A 19,007-nucleotide genomic window follows, 5' to 3' on the forward strand; every position below is an offset into this window, starting at 1 on the left:
AGTATCTGCTCATTTCCAACCCTGATACTGATGATGGGCGATTGAATAAACAGAAGATTTTTGGTTCCTTGATTTCAAAGAACCTGTCGCTCAACGTGAGGCGTGCAGGCTGAGGAGGCGCGGCAGATGGGGTTCCCCGGAACTTGGATGACGGAAAGCGAGAGCATGCTCTATCGCGTCGTGCCGAAATGCGCCTGCTCGACCATCGGTCAGATCATGTATTTTTCCGACCACGGTCAGTTTTTTGACGGCGACATCCATGACGCCCAGTCGGGGCTGCACAAGTGGGCCATGGACGACAGCCAGGAGGCGATTTCCCGCAACGTGAAGTCGCATCGCACCTATGCCTTCACCTGTGTCCGCAACCCCTATACCCGCATCCTCAGTTCCTTCTTCGACAAGATCTGCGGCATTCAGCGCAACGGCAAACGGTATCGCGGCAACCTGGTGCCGACGCTGATCTTCAACTACGGGATCGAGGTCGGCGGGGATGACGGCAAGGGAGAGTTCGACCAGATCCAGAGCTTCCGCCGCTTTCTTCTTTTTGCCCGCGACACGATCCGCTGGCGGCGGCCGATGGATCCCGACATCCACTGGTCGGCCATGTCGGGACATGTGGCAACCTTCATCGCCAACGGCGGGCGGTATGATCGGATCTTCTGGACCGAAAAGTTCAACGAAGGGATGCAGGACGTCCTGAACCATGTCGAAACGCCAAACCCGGTGAAGCTGGCCGAGATCCCGCGCTTCAACGAATCCGAAGGTCACGGTCCAAAGCGCGCGCATCCGGTCGAGGACTACTTCGACGATCTGTCGATGCATCTGGTCTACGAAATCTACAAACGGGATTTCGAGCTTTTCAGATACGATTTCGAGAACCCAGGCAACAAGATGCCCATCGGCGAGATCGATCTCGACGAGGTTCACGCGAAGCTGGGCGATTGACCGCGCTTAGTTGGCCGTCGGGCACCAGGAAACGACGCTACACATATGGCGAAGGCCAAAAAAGGCTGCCGGATGGGCAGCCTTTTCCGTTTCACCCACAGAACTTGGGATCAAAGCTGGCGGACGGCGCCTTTCGCCGCGCTGGTGGTCAGCTTGGCATAGGCCTTCAGCGCCGTGGACACCTTGCGCTTGCGCGGCTTGGCCGGCGCCCAACCCTTTTCGTCCTGCAACTCCCGGCGCTCGGCGAGCAATGCATCATCGACCGCCAGATGGATCTTGCGGTTGGGAATGTCGATTTCGATCATGTCGCCCTGTTCGACCAGGCCGATCAGACCGCCCTCGGCGGCCTCGGGCGACACGTGCCCGATGGACAGGCCCGAAGAGCCGCCGGAAAAACGGCCGTCGGTGACCAGCGCGCAGGCTTTGCCGAGCCCCTTGGACTTGAGGTAGCTCGTCGGATAGAGCATCTCCTGCATCCCCGGACCGCCGCGCGGCCCTTCGTAGCGGATCAGCACCACTTCGCCTTCCTTCACCTTGCCGGTCAGAATACCGGACACGGCATCGTCCTGGCTTTCGAAGATATGCGCCGGGCCGGTGAAGGTCAGGATCGATTCGTCGACGCCTGCCGTTTTCACGATGCAGCCCTCTTCCGCAAGGTTGCCGTAGAGCACGGCCAATCCGCCATCCTGCGAGAACGCGTGTTCGGCACTGCGGATCACCCCGGTTTCGCGGTCCAGATCGACACTGTCATAGCGGCGGTCCTGCGAAAAGGCGGTCTGGGTCGGAACGCCGCCCGGCGCGGCGCGGAAGAAGTCGTGCACCGCTTCGCTGTCCGTCCGTTTGACATCCCAACGCTCCAGCGCATCCGCCAAGGTGGGCGAGTGCACGGTCCCGACCGTGGTGTTCAGCAGGCCGGCGCGGTCCAACTCGCCCAGGATGGACATGATGCCGCCGGCACGGTGAACGTCCTCCATGTGGACGTCGTCCTTGGCCGGGGCCACCTTGCACAGGACGGGCACCTTGCGGGACAGGTGGTCGATGTCGGACATATGGAATCCGACTTCGCCCTCGTGCGCGGCCGCCAGCAGATGCAGCACCGTGTTGGTCGAACCGCCCATGGCGATGTCCAGCGACATGGCGTTCTCGAACGCGGTGCGGGTCGCGATGTTGCGGGGCAGAACGCTTGCGTCATCCCGTTCGTAGTAACGTTTGCACAGATCCACGACCAGGTGGCCGGCCTCGATGAACAGTCGTTTGCGGTCTGCATGGGTCGCCAGGGTCGAACCGTTGCCCGGCAGCGACAGGCCCAGCGCCTCGGTCAGGCAGTTCATCGAGTTGGCGGTGAACATGCCCGAACATGATCCGCAGGTCGGACAGGCCGAACGTTCGATGGCCGCGACCTGCTCGTCGCTGTAGCTTTCGTCGGCGGCCGCGACCATGGCATCCACCAGGTCCAGCGCCTTTTCCTTGCCTTCCCAGATGACCTTTCCCGCTTCCATCGGGCCGCCGGACACGAACACGACCGGGATGTTCAGCCGCATTGCCGCCATCAGCATGCCGGGCGTGATCTTGTCGCAGTTCGAGATGCAGACCATGGCGTCGGCGCAATGGGCGTTGACCATGTATTCCACCGAATCCGCGATGATCTCGCGCGAAGGCAGGGAGTAGAGCATTCCGTCATGGCCCATGGCGATGCCGTCATCCACCGCGATGGTGTTGAACTCCTTGGCGACGCCGCCCGCCGCCTCGACCTCGCGCGCGACCATCTGGCCCAGATCCTTGAGATGGACGTGGCCCGGCACGAACTGGGTGAAGGAATTGACGATGGCGATGATCGGCTTGCCGAAATCATCGTCCGTCATGCCGGTCGCGCGCCACAATCCGCGCGCGCCCGCCATGTTGCGTCCGTGGGTCGAAGTTCTGGATCGGTACATCGGCATCGGCTGTTTCCCTTGGTTTTTCGAACAGGGACACCATTCGGGCGGCAAAAGCAAGGGAGCGGGGCCGATTCAATGACGGGACGGCAATCGCAGCCGCAAATTGCCCCCCATCCGACCCCGCCCGACGCCGGGATTGCATACCCGAAGGGCCCTCGGTAGTCCTTCTGGCGGGAAATCTAGACCGGAGAACGCGGATGACCACCATTGCCGATTCCCTCACGCTTGCCGACGGCGTCGGATCGCTGGGCGCGCTGATGGTGGTGATCGCATATTTCGCCACTCAGATGCGCTGGATGAATTCCGAGGATCTGGCCTTTCCGGTGGTGAACCTCGTGGGATCGATCCTGATCGTCTATTCGCTGACGCAGAACTTCAACCTGGCCTCGATGCTGATCGAGAGCTTCTGGATCGCGATAAGCCTGGTGGGCATTCTTCAGCATTTCAGGCTCCGCCGCAGCCGCTGAACCTGGCGCGGCCTCGTCTTGTTTGCGGACAGGAACGGTGCCGTTCCCTTCTTGAAACAACATCCGCCGGCGTATAGGGAAAACCCTGCGCGCATAGGGGAGGCTTAGATGCAGGACGATCCGAAAACCCTTGTTTCCACCGACTGGCTGGCCGCGCATCTCAAGGACCCGGATCTGCGGGTTCTGGATGCGTCCTGGTATCTGCCGCAGCAGGGTCGTGACGCCAAGGCCGAATATGACGCAGCACACATTCCCGGCGCGCGTTTCTTTGACATAGACGAGATTTCCGACCACCGGTCGGATCTGCCGCACATGGCGCCGCCGGTGGAAAAGTTCATGTCGCGCCTGCGGGCCATGGGGGTCGGCGACGGCCATCAGGTCGTCGTCTATGACGGCGCGGGGCTGCTGTCGGCGGCGCGTGTCTGGTGGCTGTTCCGGCTGATGGGTCAGGAGAACGTCGCCGTTCTGGACGGCGGCTTCCCCAAATGGCAGGCGGAAGAGCGCGAGATCGAGGATCTGCCGCCCGTCATCCGCGACCGCCACATGACCGTCCGCGTGCAGAACCACCTGTTGCGCGATGTCACGCAGGTTTCGGCGGCGGCAAAGCTGTCCAACCACGAGATCATCGACGCGCGCTCTGCCAACAGGTTTGCCGGCACCGAGCCGGAGCCGCGCGAAGGGCTGCGGCCGGGTCATATCCCGGGGTCGCGCAACGTTCCGTACGGCGCCCTGCTCAACAAGAATGGCACGATGAAATCGCCGGAAGACTGCCGCGCCGTTTTCGAGGCTGCGGGCGTCGACCTGTCCAAGCCCGCCATCACCACCTGCGGATCCGGCGTGACCGCAGCCATCCTCAGCCTGGCGCTCGAGCGCATGGGCAAGACCGATCACTCGCTTTATGACGGCTCCTGGGCCGAATGGGGTGCATTCCCGACCCTGCCCGTCGCAACCGGAGAGAACTGATGTTCGAAAATCTCAAGGCGCAGCCCGCCGACAAGATCCTGATGCTGATGCAGATGTATCGCGACGATCCGCGCGAAGACAAAATCGATCTGGGCGTGGGCGTCTACAAGAACGCCGAGGGCGTGACCCCGGTCATGCGCGCGGTCAAGGCTGCCGAGCACCGCATATGGGAACAGCAGGAAACCAAGGCCTATACCGGCCTGGCCGGTGATCCCGCATATGCGGACGCGATGATCGCGCTGATCCTGGGCAGTGCCGTTCCACGGGCGAACGTCGCTGCCGTCGCGACGCCGGGCGGCACCGGCGCCTGCCGTCAAGCCTTCGAGATGATCCGCATGGCCAATCCCGAGGCCCGTGTGTTCGTCTCGAATCCGACCTGGCCGAACCACATCTCGATCCTGAACTACCTGGGCATCGAAACCGTCGCCTACCGCTATTTCGACGACGAAACCCGCGGCGTCGATTTTGACGGCATGATCGAGGATCTTGGGAAGGCCAAGGCCGGCGACGTCGTGCTGCTGCACGGCTGCTGCCACAACCCGACCGGCGCCAACCTGAACATGGTTCAGTGGCAGGAGGTGGTGAACCTCATCAACGAACGCGGCCTCGTGGCCATGATCGACATCGCCTATCAGGGTTTCGGTGACGGCCTGCTCGAAGACGGCCAGGCCACCCGTCTGGTGGCGGCATCGGTCAAGGAATGCCTGATCGCGGCGTCCTGCTCGAAGAATTTCGGCGTCTATCGCGAACGCACCGGCCTGCTGATGGCGGTCAGCGCCGACGCCGGGCAGACCGCGTTGAACCAAGGGACGCTGGCCTTTCTGAATCGCCAGAACTACTCGTTTCCGCCGGATCACGGCGCGCGTGTGGTGACGACGATATTGATGGACGAAGATCTGCGGGCCGATTGGGCCGCCGAACTGGAGGAAGTGCGGCTGTCGATGCTGGGCCTGCGCCAGCAACTGGCCGACGAGTTGCAGCGGCTGACCGGCTCCGACCGTTTTGGCTTCATCGCCCAGCACCGGGGCATGTTCTCACGGCTCGGCGCTGCGCCCGAACTGGTCGAGAAGCTGCGGGTCGAGCATGGCATCTATATGGTGGGAGACAGCCGGTTGAACATCGCTGGCCTGAACGCGAACACCGTGCCGGTTCTGGCACAGGCCATCGTCGACGTCGGCGTCTGATACAGTGTCCCGCCGCGCTCTGCTCAACCCGGGCGCGGCGGCGTATCCACGAAGCGCATGTCGCCATCCGCGACGGCAAACGGTTCACCGCCTGCCGTCAGAACGGCGCGGTCCTTCATGTTCCTGAAATCGAACATCGCGTTCAGCACCACGTCCGGGCGGCCCTGGTATACCTTGGGACGGTAGATGCAGATGCCCATCTCGTCATCCAGACGCCTGTAGGTGTATTGCGCCTCGCCAACCAGTTTGCCTCCCGCCGTCACGTAGCAGGTGGTTTCGGTCTCGTAGCTGACGGTATGGGTCGACAACTCTGCGAAATCGCCGGTGCCGGAATGGTGGGTACCCGTCCATTCCAGGCTGTGTCCGACCAGTGTGTCCGGTGCGCAGGCCATTGATCTGCTCCGTTTTCGGCAATCTGTCCGGATGCAGGTTAGGCCGATTGCGCTGCCAAGGCAAAAAGCCCCGGCACTTGGCCGGGGCAATCTGATGGATATGAAGGGTGGTTATCCTTTCGAGAATTCCGGATAAGCCTCCATGCCCAGTTCGGCCATGTCGAGGCCGTTGATCTCTTCCTCTTCGCCGACCCGCAGGCCCACGGTGCTCTTGATGACCGTGAACAGGACGTAGCTGACCACGAAGACGAAGACACCGATCGCGACGAAGCCGATGATCTGGGTGACGAAGGAGGCATCCGAGTTGGTCCAGGCGACGATGAAGGTACCCCAGAAACCGGCGATCAGGTGAACCGGGATGGCGCCGACAACATCGTCGATCCGCATCCGGTCGAGCATCGGCACGGCAAAGACCACGATGACGCCGCCGATACCGCCGATGATCAGCGACTGGAACAGCGACGGGGCCAGCGGCTCGGCCGTGATCGAAACCAGACCCGCCAGGGCGCCGTTCAGCGTCATGGTCAGGTCGACCTTGCCGAACCGCACCTGGGTCAGGATCAGTGCGGCAACGGCGCCCGCTGCAGCGGCCATGTTGGTGTTGGCGAAGATGCGGCTGATATCGGCCATGTCACCGATGGTGCCCATCGCCAGCTGCGAACCGCCGTTGAAGCCGAACCAGCCGAGCCACAGGATGAACGTGCCGAGCGTGGCCAGCGCAAGATTCGAGCCGGGGATCGGAACGACCTTGCCGTCCTTGGTGAACTTGCCGATGCGCGGACCCAGCACGATGGCGCCGGCGAGGGCCGCGAAGCCGCCTGCTGCATGAACCAGCGTCGAACCGGCGAAATCGGAGAAGCCCATTTCCGACAGCCAGCCGCCACCCCACTGCCACGAGGCCTCGATAGGATAGATGATGCCGGTCAGCACGACCACGAACAGCAGGAAGGGCCAGAGCTTCACCCGCTCGGCCATGGTGCCCGACACGATCGATGCGGTCGTGGCGCAGAACATCAGCTGAAAGAAGAAGTCCGAGCCGACGGACGCATAGGACAGGTCGGTTTCCGTGTCGGCCAGGCCGACAGGCTCGAGCACGGTCGGCGAGAACGCCCCCAGGAAACCGGTGATGGTCCAGCCGTCGCCCGGATACATCAGGTTGAAGCCCACCAGCCAGTACATGATGGCGGCCAGCGAAAACAGCGCGATGTTCTTGGTCAGCTGCATGGTGACGTTCTTGGAACGGACCAGACCGGCCTCGAGCATGGCGAAACCGGCGGCCATCCAGAACACCAGGAAACCGCCCATCAGGAACAGAAGAGAGGTCAGGATGTACTGCGTGTGCTGGGGCGTCTCCCCGCTCGCGGCGGTCTCCTGGGCCAGGCCCACTTGCGGCAGCGCGATGACCGCGGCAGCGGGAATGAGAGTTTTGATCAGGTTCATTTTCTTGTCCTCGGAGTGGAAGTGGCAGGGCTCAAAGCGCGTCTTCATCGGTTTCCCCGGTCCGCACGCGCATCGCTTGTTCGACGTCCAGCACGAAGATCTTGCCGTCGCCGATCTTGCCCGTCTTGGCGGTCGAAGAGATGGTCTGGATGATCTGTTCGACCATCGCTGCGGGAACCACGATCTCGAGCTTGATCTTGGGTACGAAATTCACGGCATATTCTGCGCCGCGGTAGATTTCCGTGTGTCCGGACTGCGAGCCAAATCCCTTGATCTCGGTCACCATCATGCCGCGGATGCCCGCCTGGGTGAGCGCCTCGCGCACCTCCTCGAGCTTGAACGGCTTGATTGTCGCAATGATGAGTTTCACTTCTTTCCCCTTTGCCTTGCCGGCCGACCCGGCGTGTTTGCACCTGCAGAAAAAAGAGCGCGGGAATGGTCGTAAAGGAACAATTCGACGAGGTTGAACTTGGCAAAATTCGGCCTTGTCGCACATTTTTTGCACAAAATTCAGCCGGTGATTAAATTTTAATCATGTCTGTGAAGCGGAATTCCGGTAATTCGCACCTCTACATGAGCATCCGGGCAGGGTATTGTCCGGCAAAAGCAAGGAACGGGCAGAGTTGAGCATGACTGAGTCCAAGCGCCGCGGGTCACCTCTGGTGGCGGACAAAAGATACCCGTCTGCGGGCAGGAAAAAGACGTCGGGCAAGAAACCGGCGCGGAAATCGGCGGCGAAGAACACCACCCGGAAACGTCCCGCGCGACGCACTACACGCCGAACAACGCGGAGTTCGGGGGGCGGGTTCTTCGGCTTCGTTCGTCGTTTCTTCGGCTGGCTGCTCCGCCTTGTCTGGGGCGTCACCTGGCGCGTCGGGATGGTCGTCGCGGTTCTGGTCGCGATCGCGGTGGGGGCGGTCTACACGACTCTCCCCGATTCCGATTCTCTGCTGGACGGCCGCGCGCGCGGATCGGTGACGCTGCTGGACCGCGACGGCAAGGTGTTCGCCTGGCGCGGCGACCAGTTCGGCGGCGTGATCACAGCCGATACCGTGTCGCCGCATCTGAAACACGCGGTGATCGCCACCGAGGACAAACGCTTCTATCGCCATTTCGGCATCAGCCCGCGTGGCGTTGCCAGCGCCGTCCGCATCAACCTGAGCGAGGGGCGCGGGCCGCTGTCTGGTCATGGCGGTTCGACCATCACGCAGCAGACCGCGAAGCTGCTGTGCCTGGGCGTGCCGTATGATCCGACGCAATGGAAATCCGAGGCCGACTACGAATCCGATTGCCGCCGGGGTTCCCTGTTGCGCAAGGCCAAGGAAGCCATCTACGCGATGGCCATGGAGGTCAAATACTCCAAGGACGAGATCCTGACGATCTATCTAAACCGCGCCTTCCTGGGTGCTGGCGCCCGCGGCTTCGAAGCGGCCAGCCAGCGCTATTTCGGCAAGTCCGCGGCCGAGGTTTCGCCCGCCGAGGCGGCGATGCTGGCCGGCCTGCTGGTGGCCCCGACGCGGTACGCGCCGACAAACGATCTGGAGCGTTCGCAAGGCCGGGCAGATGTCGTCATCGGCCTGATGGAGGAACAGGGCTACCTTTCGGCCAATCAGGCGCAACGGGCGCGCACCGAACCGGCCGAACTGTCCGAAGCCGCCGCCGCGCGCGCGGGCGGGTATTTCGCGGACTGGGTCATGGCCAGCGGTCCGGAATTCTTTACCCGCAACACGACCGAGGATGTGGTGATCCGCACCACCCTGGATCAGCGGATACAGACCGCCGCCGAAGAGGCGATGAAATTCATCTTCCTGGAAAAGGTCAAACCCGATTCCAAGGCGCAGGCAGCCATCGTGGTGATGTCGGCGGACGGCGCGGTGCGGGCCATGGTCGGCGGGCGCAAGACCCGCGTGTCCGGCGCGTTCAACCGGGCGACGCAGGCGCTGCGTCAGACCGGTTCCTCGTTCAAGCCGTTCGTCTACGCGACCGCTCTGGAACTGGGGTATTCGTCGCTGGATACGGTGATCGACGAGCCGTATTGCGAGAACATTCCCGGATCCGGACAATGGTGCCCGAAAAACTACACCAACAAGCATTTCGGCCGGGTGACGCTGACGCGGGCGCTGCGCGATTCGCTCAACGTACCAGCGGTGAAGGTGGCCAATATCGCCGGGCTCGACAACGTGCGCACCGTGGCGAGCGGATTCGGCATCGAAAGCGATCTGGCCTCGGGTCCTGCCCTTGCTCTGGGCGTGTCCGAAAGCACGCTGATCGAAATGACCGGCGCCTATGCCGGGATCCTGAATGGCGGCTCGTCGGTCGAGCCTTACGGGCTGACGGAACTCAAGCTTCTGGGCGACGACGAGCCGCTGATGGCGACCAGCACCGGCATCGGCGAACGGGTGATCCGGACCGATGCGGCGCAGCAATTGATATGGATGATGGAAAAGGTGGTGTCCGAAGGCTCGGGCAAGCGCGCGGCGCTGCCGGGCTGGCAGGTGGCCGGCAAGACCGGCACGACGCAGGCGGCCCGCGATGCCTGGTTCATCGGCTTCACTGCCGATTACGTGGCCGGGGTATGGCTTGGGTATGACGACAACACGCCGCTCTCGGGCGTCACTGGCGGCGGTTTGCCGGCCGAGATCTGGCACGAAACCATGATCCGCGTGACCGAGGGCATGACCCCCAGTCCCTTGCCAATGCAGGCCCCGAAGGAACCGACATTGACCGCGCAGCCCAGGCAGAACAAGAAGGGCGGGGGCAGCTTCGGCCAAGAGGTCGAAAAGCTGCTGAGGAACATTTTCGGCGGTAACAACTGACGGCCGGATCGGAACTTCTGCCTGCCCAAGTCATTGACCTTGGCAGATCTTTCCGCTTTGAACGCGCGGGTGCCCGTTGCGAGGAACGACATGAAAAAAGTGCTGATTACCGGAACCGCCGGCTTCATCGGTTTTCACCTTGCCAAACTGCTGGTGGCCGAGGGGTTTCGCGTCCACGGCTATGACGGAATGACGGACTATTACGACGTCGACCTGAAACGCCGGCGGCACCAGATGCTGTTGCAGTCGCCGGGGTTCTCGGCAACCGAAGACCTGCTGGAAAACTACGAGCGGCTGTCGCAGGCAGCGGACGCGTTTCAACCGGATGTCATCGTTCATCTCGCCGCACAGGCAGGGGTGCGATACAGCCTGGAACAACCGCGAAGCTACATCGACTCGAACGTCGTCGGCACGTTCAACGTGATGGAGGTGGCACGCCAGCACGCGGTGGAGCATTTGCTGATGGCTTCGACCTCATCTGTCTACGGCGCGAACGAGGACATGCCATTTGCCGAGACCGACAAGGCCGACACGCAGCTCACCATCTATGCCGCCACCAAGAAGGCGAACGAGGCGATGGGCCATTCCTACGCCCACCTGTGGAACCTGCCGACGACCATGTTCCGGTTCTTCACGGTCTACGGCCCCTGGGGACGGCCGGATCTGGCGCTATATAAATTCGTCGACGCCATTCTGGATGACCGGCCGATCGACATCTACAACAACGGCGAGATGTACCGCGACTTTACCTATGTGGATGATCTGGTCCGCGGTATCCGGCTGCTGATGGACGCGGTTCCAGTCCGCCCGGGCAGCAGCGAAGAGATAGAAGAGGACGACAGCCTATCGCACGTCGCGCCGTTCCGCATCGTGAACATCGGCAATGCGGACAAGGTGATGTTGCTGGATTTCGTCGAGGCGATCGAAGAGGCGCTCGGCAAGAAGGCGATCCGCAACTACATGCCGATGCAAAAAGGCGATCTCCACGCGACATGGGCCGATACCGGCCTGTTGCAGCGCCTGACCGGCTACCGCCCGCAGACCGACGTCAGGAATGGCATAGCGCGTTTCGTTGAGTGGTTCCGGGACTATCACGGCAAATAGCCCGCGAAGAGCGACAGAAGCCGTTCGCCTCTCGAAACGGACCGTCATCACACCGGGTCACGATTGCGGGCGTTCAGCGGGCAATTGACCATGACCGGCGGATCGGTGTGGCCCGTGCGGACATCTGCACTAGCTTTGAAGGAAGAGGAGGAAAAACATGCCCTTGAAATCCATTCTGGCCGTTTTCCTGCTGGTTGTTTGGGTGTCCGGCTGCGGTGATACCACCGGTGAACAGATTCTCTACGGCGCAGGCGCAGGCGCCGCCGGATCCGCCATCCTGGATACAAACATCGTCGCAGGTGCGGCGGTTGGTGCGGCCGCCAACGTGATCTACTGCGAGGAAAATCCGCACAAGTGCTAGGCCGCGTCCAATGGCCTTGGGTGGAAAACTCGCGTCTTCCGAGCGCGGCATTTCAGCCGTGCCATAAAAACGCGAGGTCTTGGGAAATTGAAAACCGGCGCGTTTTGCGCCGGTTTTTCGTTTCCTACCCGCCGAAATCGTCGAGCATGATGTCTTCGCGGTCCACGCCCAATTCCAGCAGCATGTTGATGACCGACTGGTTCATGATCGGCGGGCCGCACATGTAGAACTCGCAGTCCTCGGGCGCGGGGTGGTTCTTGAGATATTCCTCGAAGAGCACGTTGTGGATGAAGCCCGTGTAGCCATCCCAATCGTCGCCCGGCTGCGGGTCGCTGAGCGCCACGTGCCACTCGAAGTTCTCGTTTTCGGCGGCTAGCATGTCGAAATCCTCGACGAAGAACATCTCGCGCTTCGACCGGGCGCCGTACCAGAAGCTGATCTTGCGCTTGGTCTTGAGCCGCTTGAGCTGATCGAAGATGTGCGACCGCATCGGCGCCATGCCGGCGCCACCGCCGATGAACACCATCTCCTTGTCGGTGTCGCGGGCGAAGAACTCGCCGAACGGGCCCGAGATCGTGACCTTGTCGCCCGGCTTGAGATTGAAGATGTAGGACGACATCTGACCCGGAGGAATACCGTCCGCGCCCGGCGGCGGCGAAGCCACCCGGACGTTGAGCATGATCATGCCCCGTTCCTCGGGGTAGTTCGCCATGGAATAGGCGCGTTCGATCGGCTCGGTTACCGTGGACTTGTACTGCCACAGGTTGAACTTGTCCCAATCCTCGCGATACTCATCTTCGATGTCGAAGTCGGTATAGGACAGCTGATGCGGCGGCGCCGCGATCTGGATGTAGCCGCCGGCGCGGAAATTGACGTTCTCGCCCTCGGGCAGGTCCAGCACGAGCGCCTTGATGAAGGTCGCAACATTCTCGTTCGAGCGGACGGTGCATTCCCATTTCTTGACGCCGAAAACCTCTTCGGGAACCTCGATCTCCATGTCCTGCTTGACCGCGACCTGGCAGGATAGACGGTCGCCGCAGGCGGCCTCGCGCTTGGTGATGTGGCTTTCCTCTGTCGGCAGGATCGATCCGCCGCCCGACATCACCCTGACCCGGCATTGCGCGCAGGTTCCGCCGCCGCCGCAGGCCGAGGGAACGAACAGCTTCTCGGCCGCCAGCGTCTGCAGCAGCTTGCCGCCCGCCGGAACCGCGATGGTTTTTTCGCCGTTGATGGTGATGTTGACGTTGCCTGTCGAAACCAGACGCGAACGGGCCGCCATGATGAGTGCCACCAGCGCCAGAACGATCAGGGTAAAGAGGACTACGCCGAGCGTGAAAGTTTCCATGTCTCCGCGCTCTCCGTTACAGTTTGACGCCCGAGAAGGACATGAAGGCCATTGCCATCAGTCCCGCGGTGATGAAGGTGATGCCAAGACCCTGCAGCCCGTCCGGCACGTCCGAGTATTTCAGCTTCTCGCGCACACCGGCCATCGCGGTGATCGCCAGCGCCCAGCCAAAGCCAGACGACAGACCGTATGTCGCCGCCTCGGCAAAGTTGTAGTCGCGCTCCACCATGAACAGCGATCCGCCGAGAATGGCGCAGTTCACGGTGATCAGCGGCAGGAAGATCCCCAGCGCGTTGTAGAGCGGCGGGAAATACTTATCGAGGATCATCTCGAGGATCTGCACCATCGCGGCGATCACGCCGATATAGGAAATCAGCCCGAGAAAGGTCAGATCCACGTCCGGAAAGCCCGCCCAGGCCAGCGCACCCGGTTTCAGCAGGTAGGACAGCAGCAGGTTGTTGGTGGGAACCGTGATCGCCTGTACGAGCATGACCGAGATGCCCAGGCCCAGCGCGGTCGAGATCTTCTTCGACACCGCGATGAAGGTGCACATGCCGAGAAAGAAGCTGAGCGCCAGGTTCTCGACGAAGACCGCCTTGACGGCCAGAGAAAGGAGCCCTTCCATCAGTGCGCCTCCACCGACTGGATCTTGAATTCGCGTTCTTCGACCTGGTTCGGTTTCCACGTCCGGAAGGCCCAGATCAGCAGGCCGATCACGAAAAAGGCCGAAGGCGGCAGCAGAAGCAGCCCGTTCGGGACGTACCAGCCGCCGTTGTTGACCGTTTGCAGGATCGTCAAGCCGAACAGCGAGCCCGATCCGAACAATTCGCGGATGACACCCACGAGCATCAGGATCAGGCCATACCCCGTGCCGTTGCCCAGCCCGTCGATGAAGGACGCCACCGGCGGGTTCTTCATCGCGAAAGCCTCGGCCCGGCCCATCACGATGCAGTTGGTGATGATCAGGCCGACGAAGACCGACAGCGTCTTGGATATCTGGAAGGCGTAGGCCTTGAGGATCTGGTCCACCAGGATCACCAGCGAGGCGATGATCACCATCTGCACGATGATCCGGATCGAGCCGGGGATCTGGTTGCGCAGCATCGAGATGAACATCGACGAAAAAGCGGTCACGAAGATCACCGCCAGCGCCATCACCATCGAGACCTGCAGCGACGAGGTCACCGCCAGCGCCGAACAGATGCCCAGCACCTGCAGGGTGATCGGATTGTTGTCGACCAGCGGATCGACCAGCAGTTCTTTCCTAGTCTGGGCCATCAGATCTCTCCCGCTTGCAGTTTGGCCAGGAAGGGGCCGTAGCCCGCATCGCCCATCCAGAATTTCACAAGGTTGTCCACGCCGACGGTCGTCAACGTGGCCCCGGCCAGCGCATCGACGTAGAATTCCGGCCCGGCGGCGGGTTGCGTCTTGGACACGGTGATCTGCAATTCGCCCGTGTCATCCCGCAGCTTCTTGCCGTTCCACAGCGCCTTCCAGCGCGGATTGTCGACCTCGGCGCCGAGGCCGGGCGTTTCGCCGTGCTGGTAGAATTGCAGGCCGAAGATGTCGTTGCCATTGTTTTCCAGCGCGATAAAGCCGTACAGCGTGGACCACAGCCCATAGCCGTGCAGCGGCAGGATCACCTTGTCCAGTGCCCCGCCTTCGTCCCGCAGCAGGTAGATCACGCGGTATTTGGCCTTGCGACCGATGCCCGCGGGATCGTCGTCGAGCGCGACGCTCAGTTCGGGATCGCTGGCGGCGGCCAGATCATCGAAGGTTTCGGGATCGAACCGGTCATCGACGAATTCGCCGGTCTCGAGGTCCAGCACATGCGGCTCGAACGCGGCGAATGCCTCGCTGACATCGATGCCGGGCTCGTAGACGCCCGCCACCTGCAGGACGTTCACCTGCTTGTCCTTTAGCTTGTTGGCCTCCTGCACCGGGCGAAGGCTGACCGCCGCGGTCGAGACGATCATCGAGGCCACGAGACACACCGCCACCGCGATGAAGATCGTCTTGCCGACCGAGTCGGGGGATGCCGCCAGAAACCGGGCGATCGCGCCCTTTGGTTCAGGGGTTTGCGTGTCAGACATGGCGACGCGCCCTCCGTTTGATGTTCGCTTGCACGACGAAATAGTCGATCAGCGGCGCAAAGACGTTGCCGAACAGGATGGCCAGCATCATGCCTTCGGGGAAGGCCGGGTTGACCACACGGATCAGCACCACCATGACGCCGATCAGCGCGCCATAGACGTAGCGGCCCATGTTGGTATGGCTGGCCGAAACCGGCTCGGTGACCATGAAGGCGAGGCCGAAGGCGTAGCCGCCCAGCACCACGTGCCAGTACCAAGGCATCGCGAACATCGGGTTGGTGTCCGACCCGATCAGGTTCAGAAGCCAAGTGAAGGCGATGGTGCCGGCCAGGCAGCCGACGATCAGGCGATAGTTGGCGATCTTGGTAAGCAGCAGGAAGGCCAGGCCGATGATGCAGGCCAGGGTCGAGGTTTCGCCGAAACTGCCCTGAATGGTGCCGTAGAACGCGTTCCACCAGGTGATGCCTTCGGCCGCCAGCGCCTGATAGCCGTCCGCCGCCGACACCGCCAGGGCGGTCGCGCCGGAAAACCCGTCCACCGGGGTCCAGACCGCATCGCCCGACATGGCGGCGGGATAGGCGAAATACAGAAACGCCCGGCCGACCAGCGCAGGATTGAGGAAGTTCTTGCCGGTGCCGCCAAAGACCTCCTTGCCGATCACCACCCCGAAGATGATGCCCAGCGCAACCTGCCAAAGGGGCGTGGTGGCAGGAAGGATCAGCGTATAGAGCATCGACGTGACGAGGAACCCCTCGTTCACCTCATGCCCGCGCACAGTGGCGAAGATCACTTCGAAAATGCCGCCGGCGACGAGTGTCGTGATGTAGATCGGCAGGAAATACAGCAGCCCGTGCATGACGTTGCCAAAGGCGCTTGCCGGGTCCAGCGAGATGCCAAACGCCTGCAGGATGGCGATGCGCCAGCCGGTCGCGGCCTCGGAACCCATCACGGCAAGCGCGGAATTGGCCTGGTAGCCGGTGTTCCACATTCCCCACAGGATGCAGGGGATCGTCGCGATCACGACATAGGTCATGATCCGCTTCATATCCACGAAGGAACGGGCATGAGGCGCGACGGTGGTTACGGTTTTCGGTGTGTAGATGAAGCTCTCGACCATCTCGTAGACGGGAAAGAGTTTCTCGTACTTGCCGCCCTTGGTGAAGTTCGGCTCGATCCGGTCAAAGAAGCTGCGCAAACCCATCCGGCTCAGCCCTCCTTCTCAATCTTTGCAAGGCAGTCGCGCAGCGCCAGCCCGTATTCATACTTGGCGGGACAGGCAAAGCCGACAAGGCCCAGATCCTCTTCGTCCAGTTCCAGCGCGCCAAGCGCCTGCGCCGTGTCGGTATCCATCACCAGCAGCGCCCGCAGCAATTGCGTCGGCAGATAGTCCTGCGGCATCAACTCTTCGAACGTGCCGGTGGGCACCATCGCGCGGCGACCGCCATTGAGGTTGCTGGTGAAGGCGTAGAGTTTCTTGGCGAAGGCCGAGCCCAGCACCGGCTGCACCGCGTATTTCGAGGGCATCGGTCGGATCCAGCCCATCGGGATCTGTTCGCGATCCTCGCGGATGATGGAAACCTGGCGGGCGAACCGGCCGAGATAGGCGACCGGCCCGTCGGCATGGCGGCCCGACAGGATCGAACCCGAAATGACCCGGACGGGTCCGTCCGCGTTGATCTCGTCGCGGGTCAGATCCTCGGTCGAAGCACCCATGACGGTGCGGATCAGCCGCGGCTGACGCGCGGCGGGACCGGACAGCGCAACGACGATGTTGGGATCCAGGTGACCCGTCTGCATCAGGCGGCCGATGGCGATCACGTCCTGATACCCGATGGTCCAGACCTGCGTATCTGCCTTGGGCGGCGCAAGGAAATGAATATGCGTACCGGCCAGGCCAGCGGGATGCGGGCCGGAAAATGACGCGGCTTCCACGCCGGGCAGATCGCCGCCCGGGATGCTGTCGCCGTCCTTGTGGCACAGATAAGTCTTGCCTTCGGTCAGTTTCGATACCGCGCTCAGCCCGGCGGCGAAGGCGTCGCCTGCGTCCGCGATGATCAGGGCTGCATCCGCCGACAGCGGTTCGCTGTCCATCGCGGTCACGAAGATCGCGGCCGGGGCGGTGCCGGGCAGAGGCATCTTGGAATAGGGCCGCGTGCGGAACGCCGTCCACAAGCCGGCGGCGCACAGTTTGGCGGTCACGCCTTCAGCCGTCTCGCCGTCGCCCACGCCCGAAAAATCGACGCCCGCATCGTTGGCATCCGCGACTTCGATCACCACGCTTTGCAGAACCCGGCGCGCACCGCGGTTGATCGCGACGACCTTGCCGCCCAGCGGCGCGACCATCATCACGTCGGGTGCATCCTTGTGGCAGAAAAGCGGAGTGCCGCGTTGCACATCGTCGCCTTCCTGAACCAGCATCCGCGGCTTCAGTCCGACATAATCGGGGCCAAGCACGGCAACCGTCGAGAATTCCGGCCCTGGGTGGATCTTTTGTTCGGGCGCGCCCTCGACAGGCAGGTCCAGCCCCTTTTTCAGTTTGAAAGTCTGCATGTCGCTTCGTTCTTCCGAGCCCAGTTCCCGTGCCAGCTAGTCCCTACCGGATGACCTTGGCCCAGCGGATGCGCAGGAAACAGGTGTGAATCCGCGAAACCGGCCTCGGTCAGGGCACCGTTTACGCGGGGACGTTACCGAAGGCAAACCTGTTACCGCTCAAACAGGCGCCAAAGCCCGGATTTGGGCGAAATTGACGCAATCGGCGCCAATGATGCCGCCTATGAATTTGCATGTCGCACATTCGCGGCAGCCAGTATATGCAGCCGGCATGAGCAAATCCGACGATCTGGACATCTTTCTGGTCGCCACGCCCGGCCTTGAAAACCCGCTTTGTGCCGAAACGGCCGAAAAGGGTTTTGCCGGCGCGCGCGTCATCCCCGGCGGCGTGAGCTGCCGCGGCAACTGGGCCGAGGTCTGGCGCGCCAACCTGCAGCTGCGCGGCGCGAACAAGGTTCTGGTGCGCATCGGCTCGTTCCCTGCCGTGCATCTGGCGCAACTGGACAAGCGCGCGCGGAAATTCCCCTGGGGGGACGTGCTGCGCGCGGATGTGCCCATCAAGGTAGAGGCGACCAGCCGCAAGTCGCGCATCTATCATGCCGGCGCCGCGAAGCAGCGGGTCGAGACCGCGATTGCGGAAACACTGGGCGCGCCGGTTTCGCCGGAGGCCGGATTGCGCGTCCTGCTGCGGATCGAAAAAGATCTGTGCACTTTTTCTGTGGATACGTCCGGCGAGCCACTGCACAAGCGCGGCCACAAGGAGGCCGTCGCCAAGGCCCCCATGCGCGAGACCATGGCCGCCATGTTCCTGCGCGATTGCGGGTTCGACGGATCCGAACCGGTACTGGACCCCATGTGCGGCTCTGGCACATTCGTGATCGAAGCCGCCGAGATCGCGATGGGACTGGATCCCGGACGCACGCGCAGCTTTGCCTTCGAACAGCTCGCGACATTCGACGCGTCGGTGTGGCAAGACATGCGGGATTCCGGCACCGCGACCGAAACAGGCATCCTGTTTCACGGCTCGGACCGCAACGATGGCGCGATCGAAGCCAGCCGCGCCAACGCCGCCCGCGCCGGTGTCGACGGGATCACCCGCTTTCAGCATCGGGCCGTCAGCGACCTGAAGGCGCCCGACGGCCCGCCGGGCCTCGTGATCGTCAACCCGCCCTATGGCGGCCGAATAGGCGACGAAAAACGGCTGCGTTCGCTCTACGGGTCGCTCGGCAAAGTGTTGCTGGAGCGCTTTTCCGGCTGGCGGGTCGGCATCGTCACCAGCGGCCAGGGTCTGGCGCGCGCAACCCGGCTGCCTCTGCTGCCGCCGGGGCCGGTGGTCGATCACGGCGGCACCAAGATCCGGCTTTATCGGACGCCCCCTCTGGCGTGAAGCGGCAGGGGTGTACACATGGG

Annotated in this window: 18 protein-coding genes; 8 read left to right on the forward strand and 10 right to left on the reverse strand. The window is 62.5% G+C overall.

Annotated features, from left to right (window positions below; translation table 11 throughout):
* The first annotated feature begins 126 nt into the window (after positions 1-126).
* Complete coding sequence (locus FGK63_RS12760) at positions 127-945, forward strand: sulfotransferase family protein (RefSeq protein WP_138842807.1); 819 nt, start codon at positions 127-129, stop codon at positions 943-945.
* Between the two features lie 110 nt (positions 946-1,055).
* Here FGK63_RS12760 and ilvD read toward each other — a convergent pair whose 3' ends face one another.
* Positions 1,056-2,885 carry a dihydroxy-acid dehydratase gene (gene ilvD / locus FGK63_RS12765; RefSeq protein ID WP_138842809.1) on the reverse strand — a complete coding sequence of 610 codons (1,830 nt, stop codon included), beginning with the start codon at positions 2,883-2,885 and terminating at the stop codon, positions 1,056-1,058.
* Positions 2,886-3,079: 194 nt separating this feature from the next.
* Between ilvD and FGK63_RS12770 the strand changes: the two genes are divergently transcribed.
* From FGK63_RS12770 to FGK63_RS12780, 3 genes are all read left to right on the forward strand, one after another.
* On the forward strand, positions 3,080-3,349 hold the full coding sequence (locus tag FGK63_RS12770; RefSeq protein WP_138842811.1) for a CBU_0592 family membrane protein: 270 nt from the start codon (positions 3,080-3,082) through the stop codon (positions 3,347-3,349).
* Positions 3,350-3,457: 108 nt separating this feature from the next.
* Positions 3,458-4,312: a 3-mercaptopyruvate sulfurtransferase gene (gene sseA / locus FGK63_RS12775; RefSeq protein ID WP_138842812.1), complete on the forward strand. Its 855-nt coding sequence runs from the start codon at positions 3,458-3,460 to the stop codon at positions 4,310-4,312.
* Positions 4,312-5,496, forward strand: coding sequence for an amino acid aminotransferase (locus tag FGK63_RS12780; protein ID WP_138842814.1), 1,185 nt, complete (start codon positions 4,312-4,314; stop codon positions 5,494-5,496). Before sseA ends, FGK63_RS12780 begins: the two co-directional genes overlap by 1 nt.
* A gap of 23 nt (positions 5,497-5,519) precedes the next feature.
* On the opposite strand, the gene FGK63_RS12785 is transcribed toward FGK63_RS12780, so the two are convergent.
* The 3 genes from FGK63_RS12785 to FGK63_RS12795 all read right to left on the reverse strand — a co-directional run bounded on the left by FGK63_RS12785 (position 5,520) and on the right by FGK63_RS12795 (position 7,698).
* Positions 5,520-5,888 (reverse strand): hypothetical protein, encoded by a 369-nt coding sequence (locus tag FGK63_RS12785; RefSeq protein ID WP_218961137.1) that lies wholly within the window; start codon positions 5,886-5,888, stop codon positions 5,520-5,522.
* Between the two features lie 111 nt (positions 5,889-5,999).
* Complete coding sequence (locus tag FGK63_RS12790; RefSeq protein ID WP_138842816.1) at positions 6,000-7,328, reverse strand: ammonium transporter; 1,329 nt, start codon at positions 7,326-7,328, stop codon at positions 6,000-6,002.
* Positions 7,329-7,359: 31 nt separating this feature from the next.
* Positions 7,360-7,698, reverse strand: a complete 339-nt coding sequence (locus FGK63_RS12795; protein WP_138842818.1) for a P-II family nitrogen regulator — start codon at positions 7,696-7,698, stop codon at positions 7,360-7,362.
* Positions 7,699-7,957: 259 nt separating this feature from the next.
* On the opposite strand from FGK63_RS12795, the gene FGK63_RS12800 reads away from it, so the two are divergent.
* The 3 genes from FGK63_RS12800 (at position 7,958) to FGK63_RS12810 (ending at position 11,609) form a co-directional block, all read left to right on the forward strand.
* Entirely contained in the window at positions 7,958-10,144 is a 2,187-nt protein-coding gene (locus FGK63_RS12800) for a transglycosylase domain-containing protein (RefSeq protein ID WP_138842821.1), read from the forward strand.
* 90 nt (positions 10,145-10,234) lie between these two features.
* On the forward strand, positions 10,235-11,248 hold the full coding sequence (locus FGK63_RS12805) for an NAD-dependent epimerase/dehydratase family protein (RefSeq protein ID WP_138842823.1): 1,014 nt from the start codon (positions 10,235-10,237) through the stop codon (positions 11,246-11,248).
* A gap of 157 nt (positions 11,249-11,405) precedes the next feature.
* The gene (locus tag FGK63_RS12810; RefSeq protein WP_138842825.1) at positions 11,406-11,609 is read left to right on the forward strand and encodes a hypothetical protein; all 204 of its coding nucleotides are present in this window, start codon (positions 11,406-11,408) and stop codon (positions 11,607-11,609) included.
* A 124-nt stretch (positions 11,610-11,733) separates the two neighbouring features.
* On the opposite strand, the gene nqrF is transcribed toward FGK63_RS12810, so the two are convergent.
* From nqrF to FGK63_RS12840, 6 genes are read right to left on the reverse strand one after another with little or no spacing between them, the layout of a single operon-like run.
* Complete coding sequence (gene nqrF, locus FGK63_RS12815; RefSeq protein ID WP_138842827.1) at positions 11,734-12,954, reverse strand: NADH:ubiquinone reductase (Na(+)-transporting) subunit F; 1,221 nt, start codon at positions 12,952-12,954, stop codon at positions 11,734-11,736.
* Positions 12,955-12,970: 16 nt separating this feature from the next.
* Positions 12,971-13,579 carry an NADH:ubiquinone reductase (Na(+)-transporting) subunit E gene (nqrE, locus tag FGK63_RS12820; protein WP_138842829.1) on the reverse strand — a complete coding sequence of 203 codons (609 nt, stop codon included), beginning with the start codon at positions 13,577-13,579 and terminating at the stop codon, positions 12,971-12,973.
* Complete coding sequence (locus tag FGK63_RS12825) at positions 13,579-14,232, reverse strand: NADH:ubiquinone reductase (Na(+)-transporting) subunit D (protein ID WP_138842831.1); 654 nt, start codon at positions 14,230-14,232, stop codon at positions 13,579-13,581. The genes nqrE and FGK63_RS12825 overlap by 1 nt, the downstream gene beginning before the upstream one ends.
* Positions 14,232-15,047, reverse strand: a complete 816-nt coding sequence (locus tag FGK63_RS12830) for a Na(+)-translocating NADH-quinone reductase subunit C (RefSeq protein ID WP_138842832.1) — start codon at positions 15,045-15,047, stop codon at positions 14,232-14,234. The genes FGK63_RS12825 and FGK63_RS12830 overlap by 1 nt, the downstream gene beginning before the upstream one ends.
* Positions 15,040-16,248, reverse strand: coding sequence for an NADH:ubiquinone reductase (Na(+)-transporting) subunit B (locus FGK63_RS12835; RefSeq protein WP_138842834.1), 1,209 nt, complete (start codon positions 16,246-16,248; stop codon positions 15,040-15,042). The genes FGK63_RS12830 and FGK63_RS12835 overlap by 8 nt, the downstream gene beginning before the upstream one ends.
* 5 nt (positions 16,249-16,253) lie before the next feature.
* Positions 16,254-17,597, reverse strand: a complete 1,344-nt coding sequence (locus FGK63_RS12840) for a Na(+)-translocating NADH-quinone reductase subunit A (protein ID WP_138842836.1) — start codon at positions 17,595-17,597, stop codon at positions 16,254-16,256.
* A gap of 271 nt (positions 17,598-17,868) precedes the next feature.
* Here FGK63_RS12840 and FGK63_RS12845 point away from each other — a divergent pair, with 271 nt between their 5' ends.
* Positions 17,869-18,984: a THUMP domain-containing class I SAM-dependent RNA methyltransferase gene (locus tag FGK63_RS12845; RefSeq protein WP_138842838.1), complete on the forward strand. Its 1,116-nt coding sequence runs from the start codon at positions 17,869-17,871 to the stop codon at positions 18,982-18,984.
* Positions 18,985-19,007: the final 23 nt, after the last annotated feature.

This window comes from Ruegeria sediminis (assembly GCF_005938215.1).
Taxonomy (GTDB): Bacteria; Pseudomonadota; Alphaproteobacteria; order Rhodobacterales; family Rhodobacteraceae; genus Ruegeria; species Ruegeria sediminis.

Excerpts from the sequence above, each read along its gene's own strand:
- FGK63_RS12760 (WP_138842807.1), top strand. The coding sequence starts at position 127 with ATGGGGTTCCCCGGAACTTGGATGACGGAAAGCGAGAGCATGCTCTAT.
- ilvD (WP_138842809.1), bottom strand. The coding sequence starts at position 2,885 with ATGCCGATGTACCGATCCAGAACTTCGACCCACGGACGCAACATGGCG.
- FGK63_RS12770 (WP_138842811.1), top strand. The coding sequence starts at position 3,080 with ATGACCACCATTGCCGATTCCCTCACGCTTGCCGACGGCGTCGGATCG.
- sseA (WP_138842812.1), top strand. The coding sequence starts at position 3,458 with ATGCAGGACGATCCGAAAACCCTTGTTTCCACCGACTGGCTGGCCGCG.
- FGK63_RS12780 (WP_138842814.1), top strand. The coding sequence starts at position 4,312 with ATGTTCGAAAATCTCAAGGCGCAGCCCGCCGACAAGATCCTGATGCTG.
- FGK63_RS12785 (WP_218961137.1), bottom strand. The coding sequence starts at position 5,888 with ATGGCCTGCGCACCGGACACACTGGTCGGACACAGCCTGGAATGGACG.
- FGK63_RS12790 (WP_138842816.1), bottom strand. The coding sequence starts at position 7,328 with ATGAACCTGATCAAAACTCTCATTCCCGCTGCCGCGGTCATCGCGCTG.
- FGK63_RS12800 (WP_138842821.1), top strand. The coding sequence starts at position 7,958 with ATGACTGAGTCCAAGCGCCGCGGGTCACCTCTGGTGGCGGACAAAAGA.
- FGK63_RS12805 (WP_138842823.1), top strand. The coding sequence starts at position 10,235 with ATGAAAAAAGTGCTGATTACCGGAACCGCCGGCTTCATCGGTTTTCAC.
- FGK63_RS12810 (WP_138842825.1), top strand. The coding sequence starts at position 11,406 with ATGCCCTTGAAATCCATTCTGGCCGTTTTCCTGCTGGTTGTTTGGGTG.
- nqrF (WP_138842827.1), bottom strand. The coding sequence starts at position 12,954 with ATGGAAACTTTCACGCTCGGCGTAGTCCTCTTTACCCTGATCGTTCTG.
- nqrE (WP_138842829.1), bottom strand. The coding sequence starts at position 13,579 with ATGGAAGGGCTCCTTTCTCTGGCCGTCAAGGCGGTCTTCGTCGAGAAC.
- FGK63_RS12825 (WP_138842831.1), bottom strand. The coding sequence starts at position 14,232 with ATGGCCCAGACTAGGAAAGAACTGCTGGTCGATCCGCTGGTCGACAAC.
- FGK63_RS12830 (WP_138842832.1), bottom strand. The coding sequence starts at position 15,047 with ATGTCTGACACGCAAACCCCTGAACCAAAGGGCGCGATCGCCCGGTTT.
- FGK63_RS12835 (WP_138842834.1), bottom strand. The coding sequence starts at position 16,248 with ATGGGTTTGCGCAGCTTCTTTGACCGGATCGAGCCGAACTTCACCAAG.
- FGK63_RS12840 (WP_138842836.1), bottom strand. The coding sequence starts at position 17,597 with ATGCAGACTTTCAAACTGAAAAAGGGGCTGGACCTGCCTGTCGAGGGC.
- FGK63_RS12845 (WP_138842838.1), top strand. The coding sequence starts at position 17,869 with ATGAGCAAATCCGACGATCTGGACATCTTTCTGGTCGCCACGCCCGGC.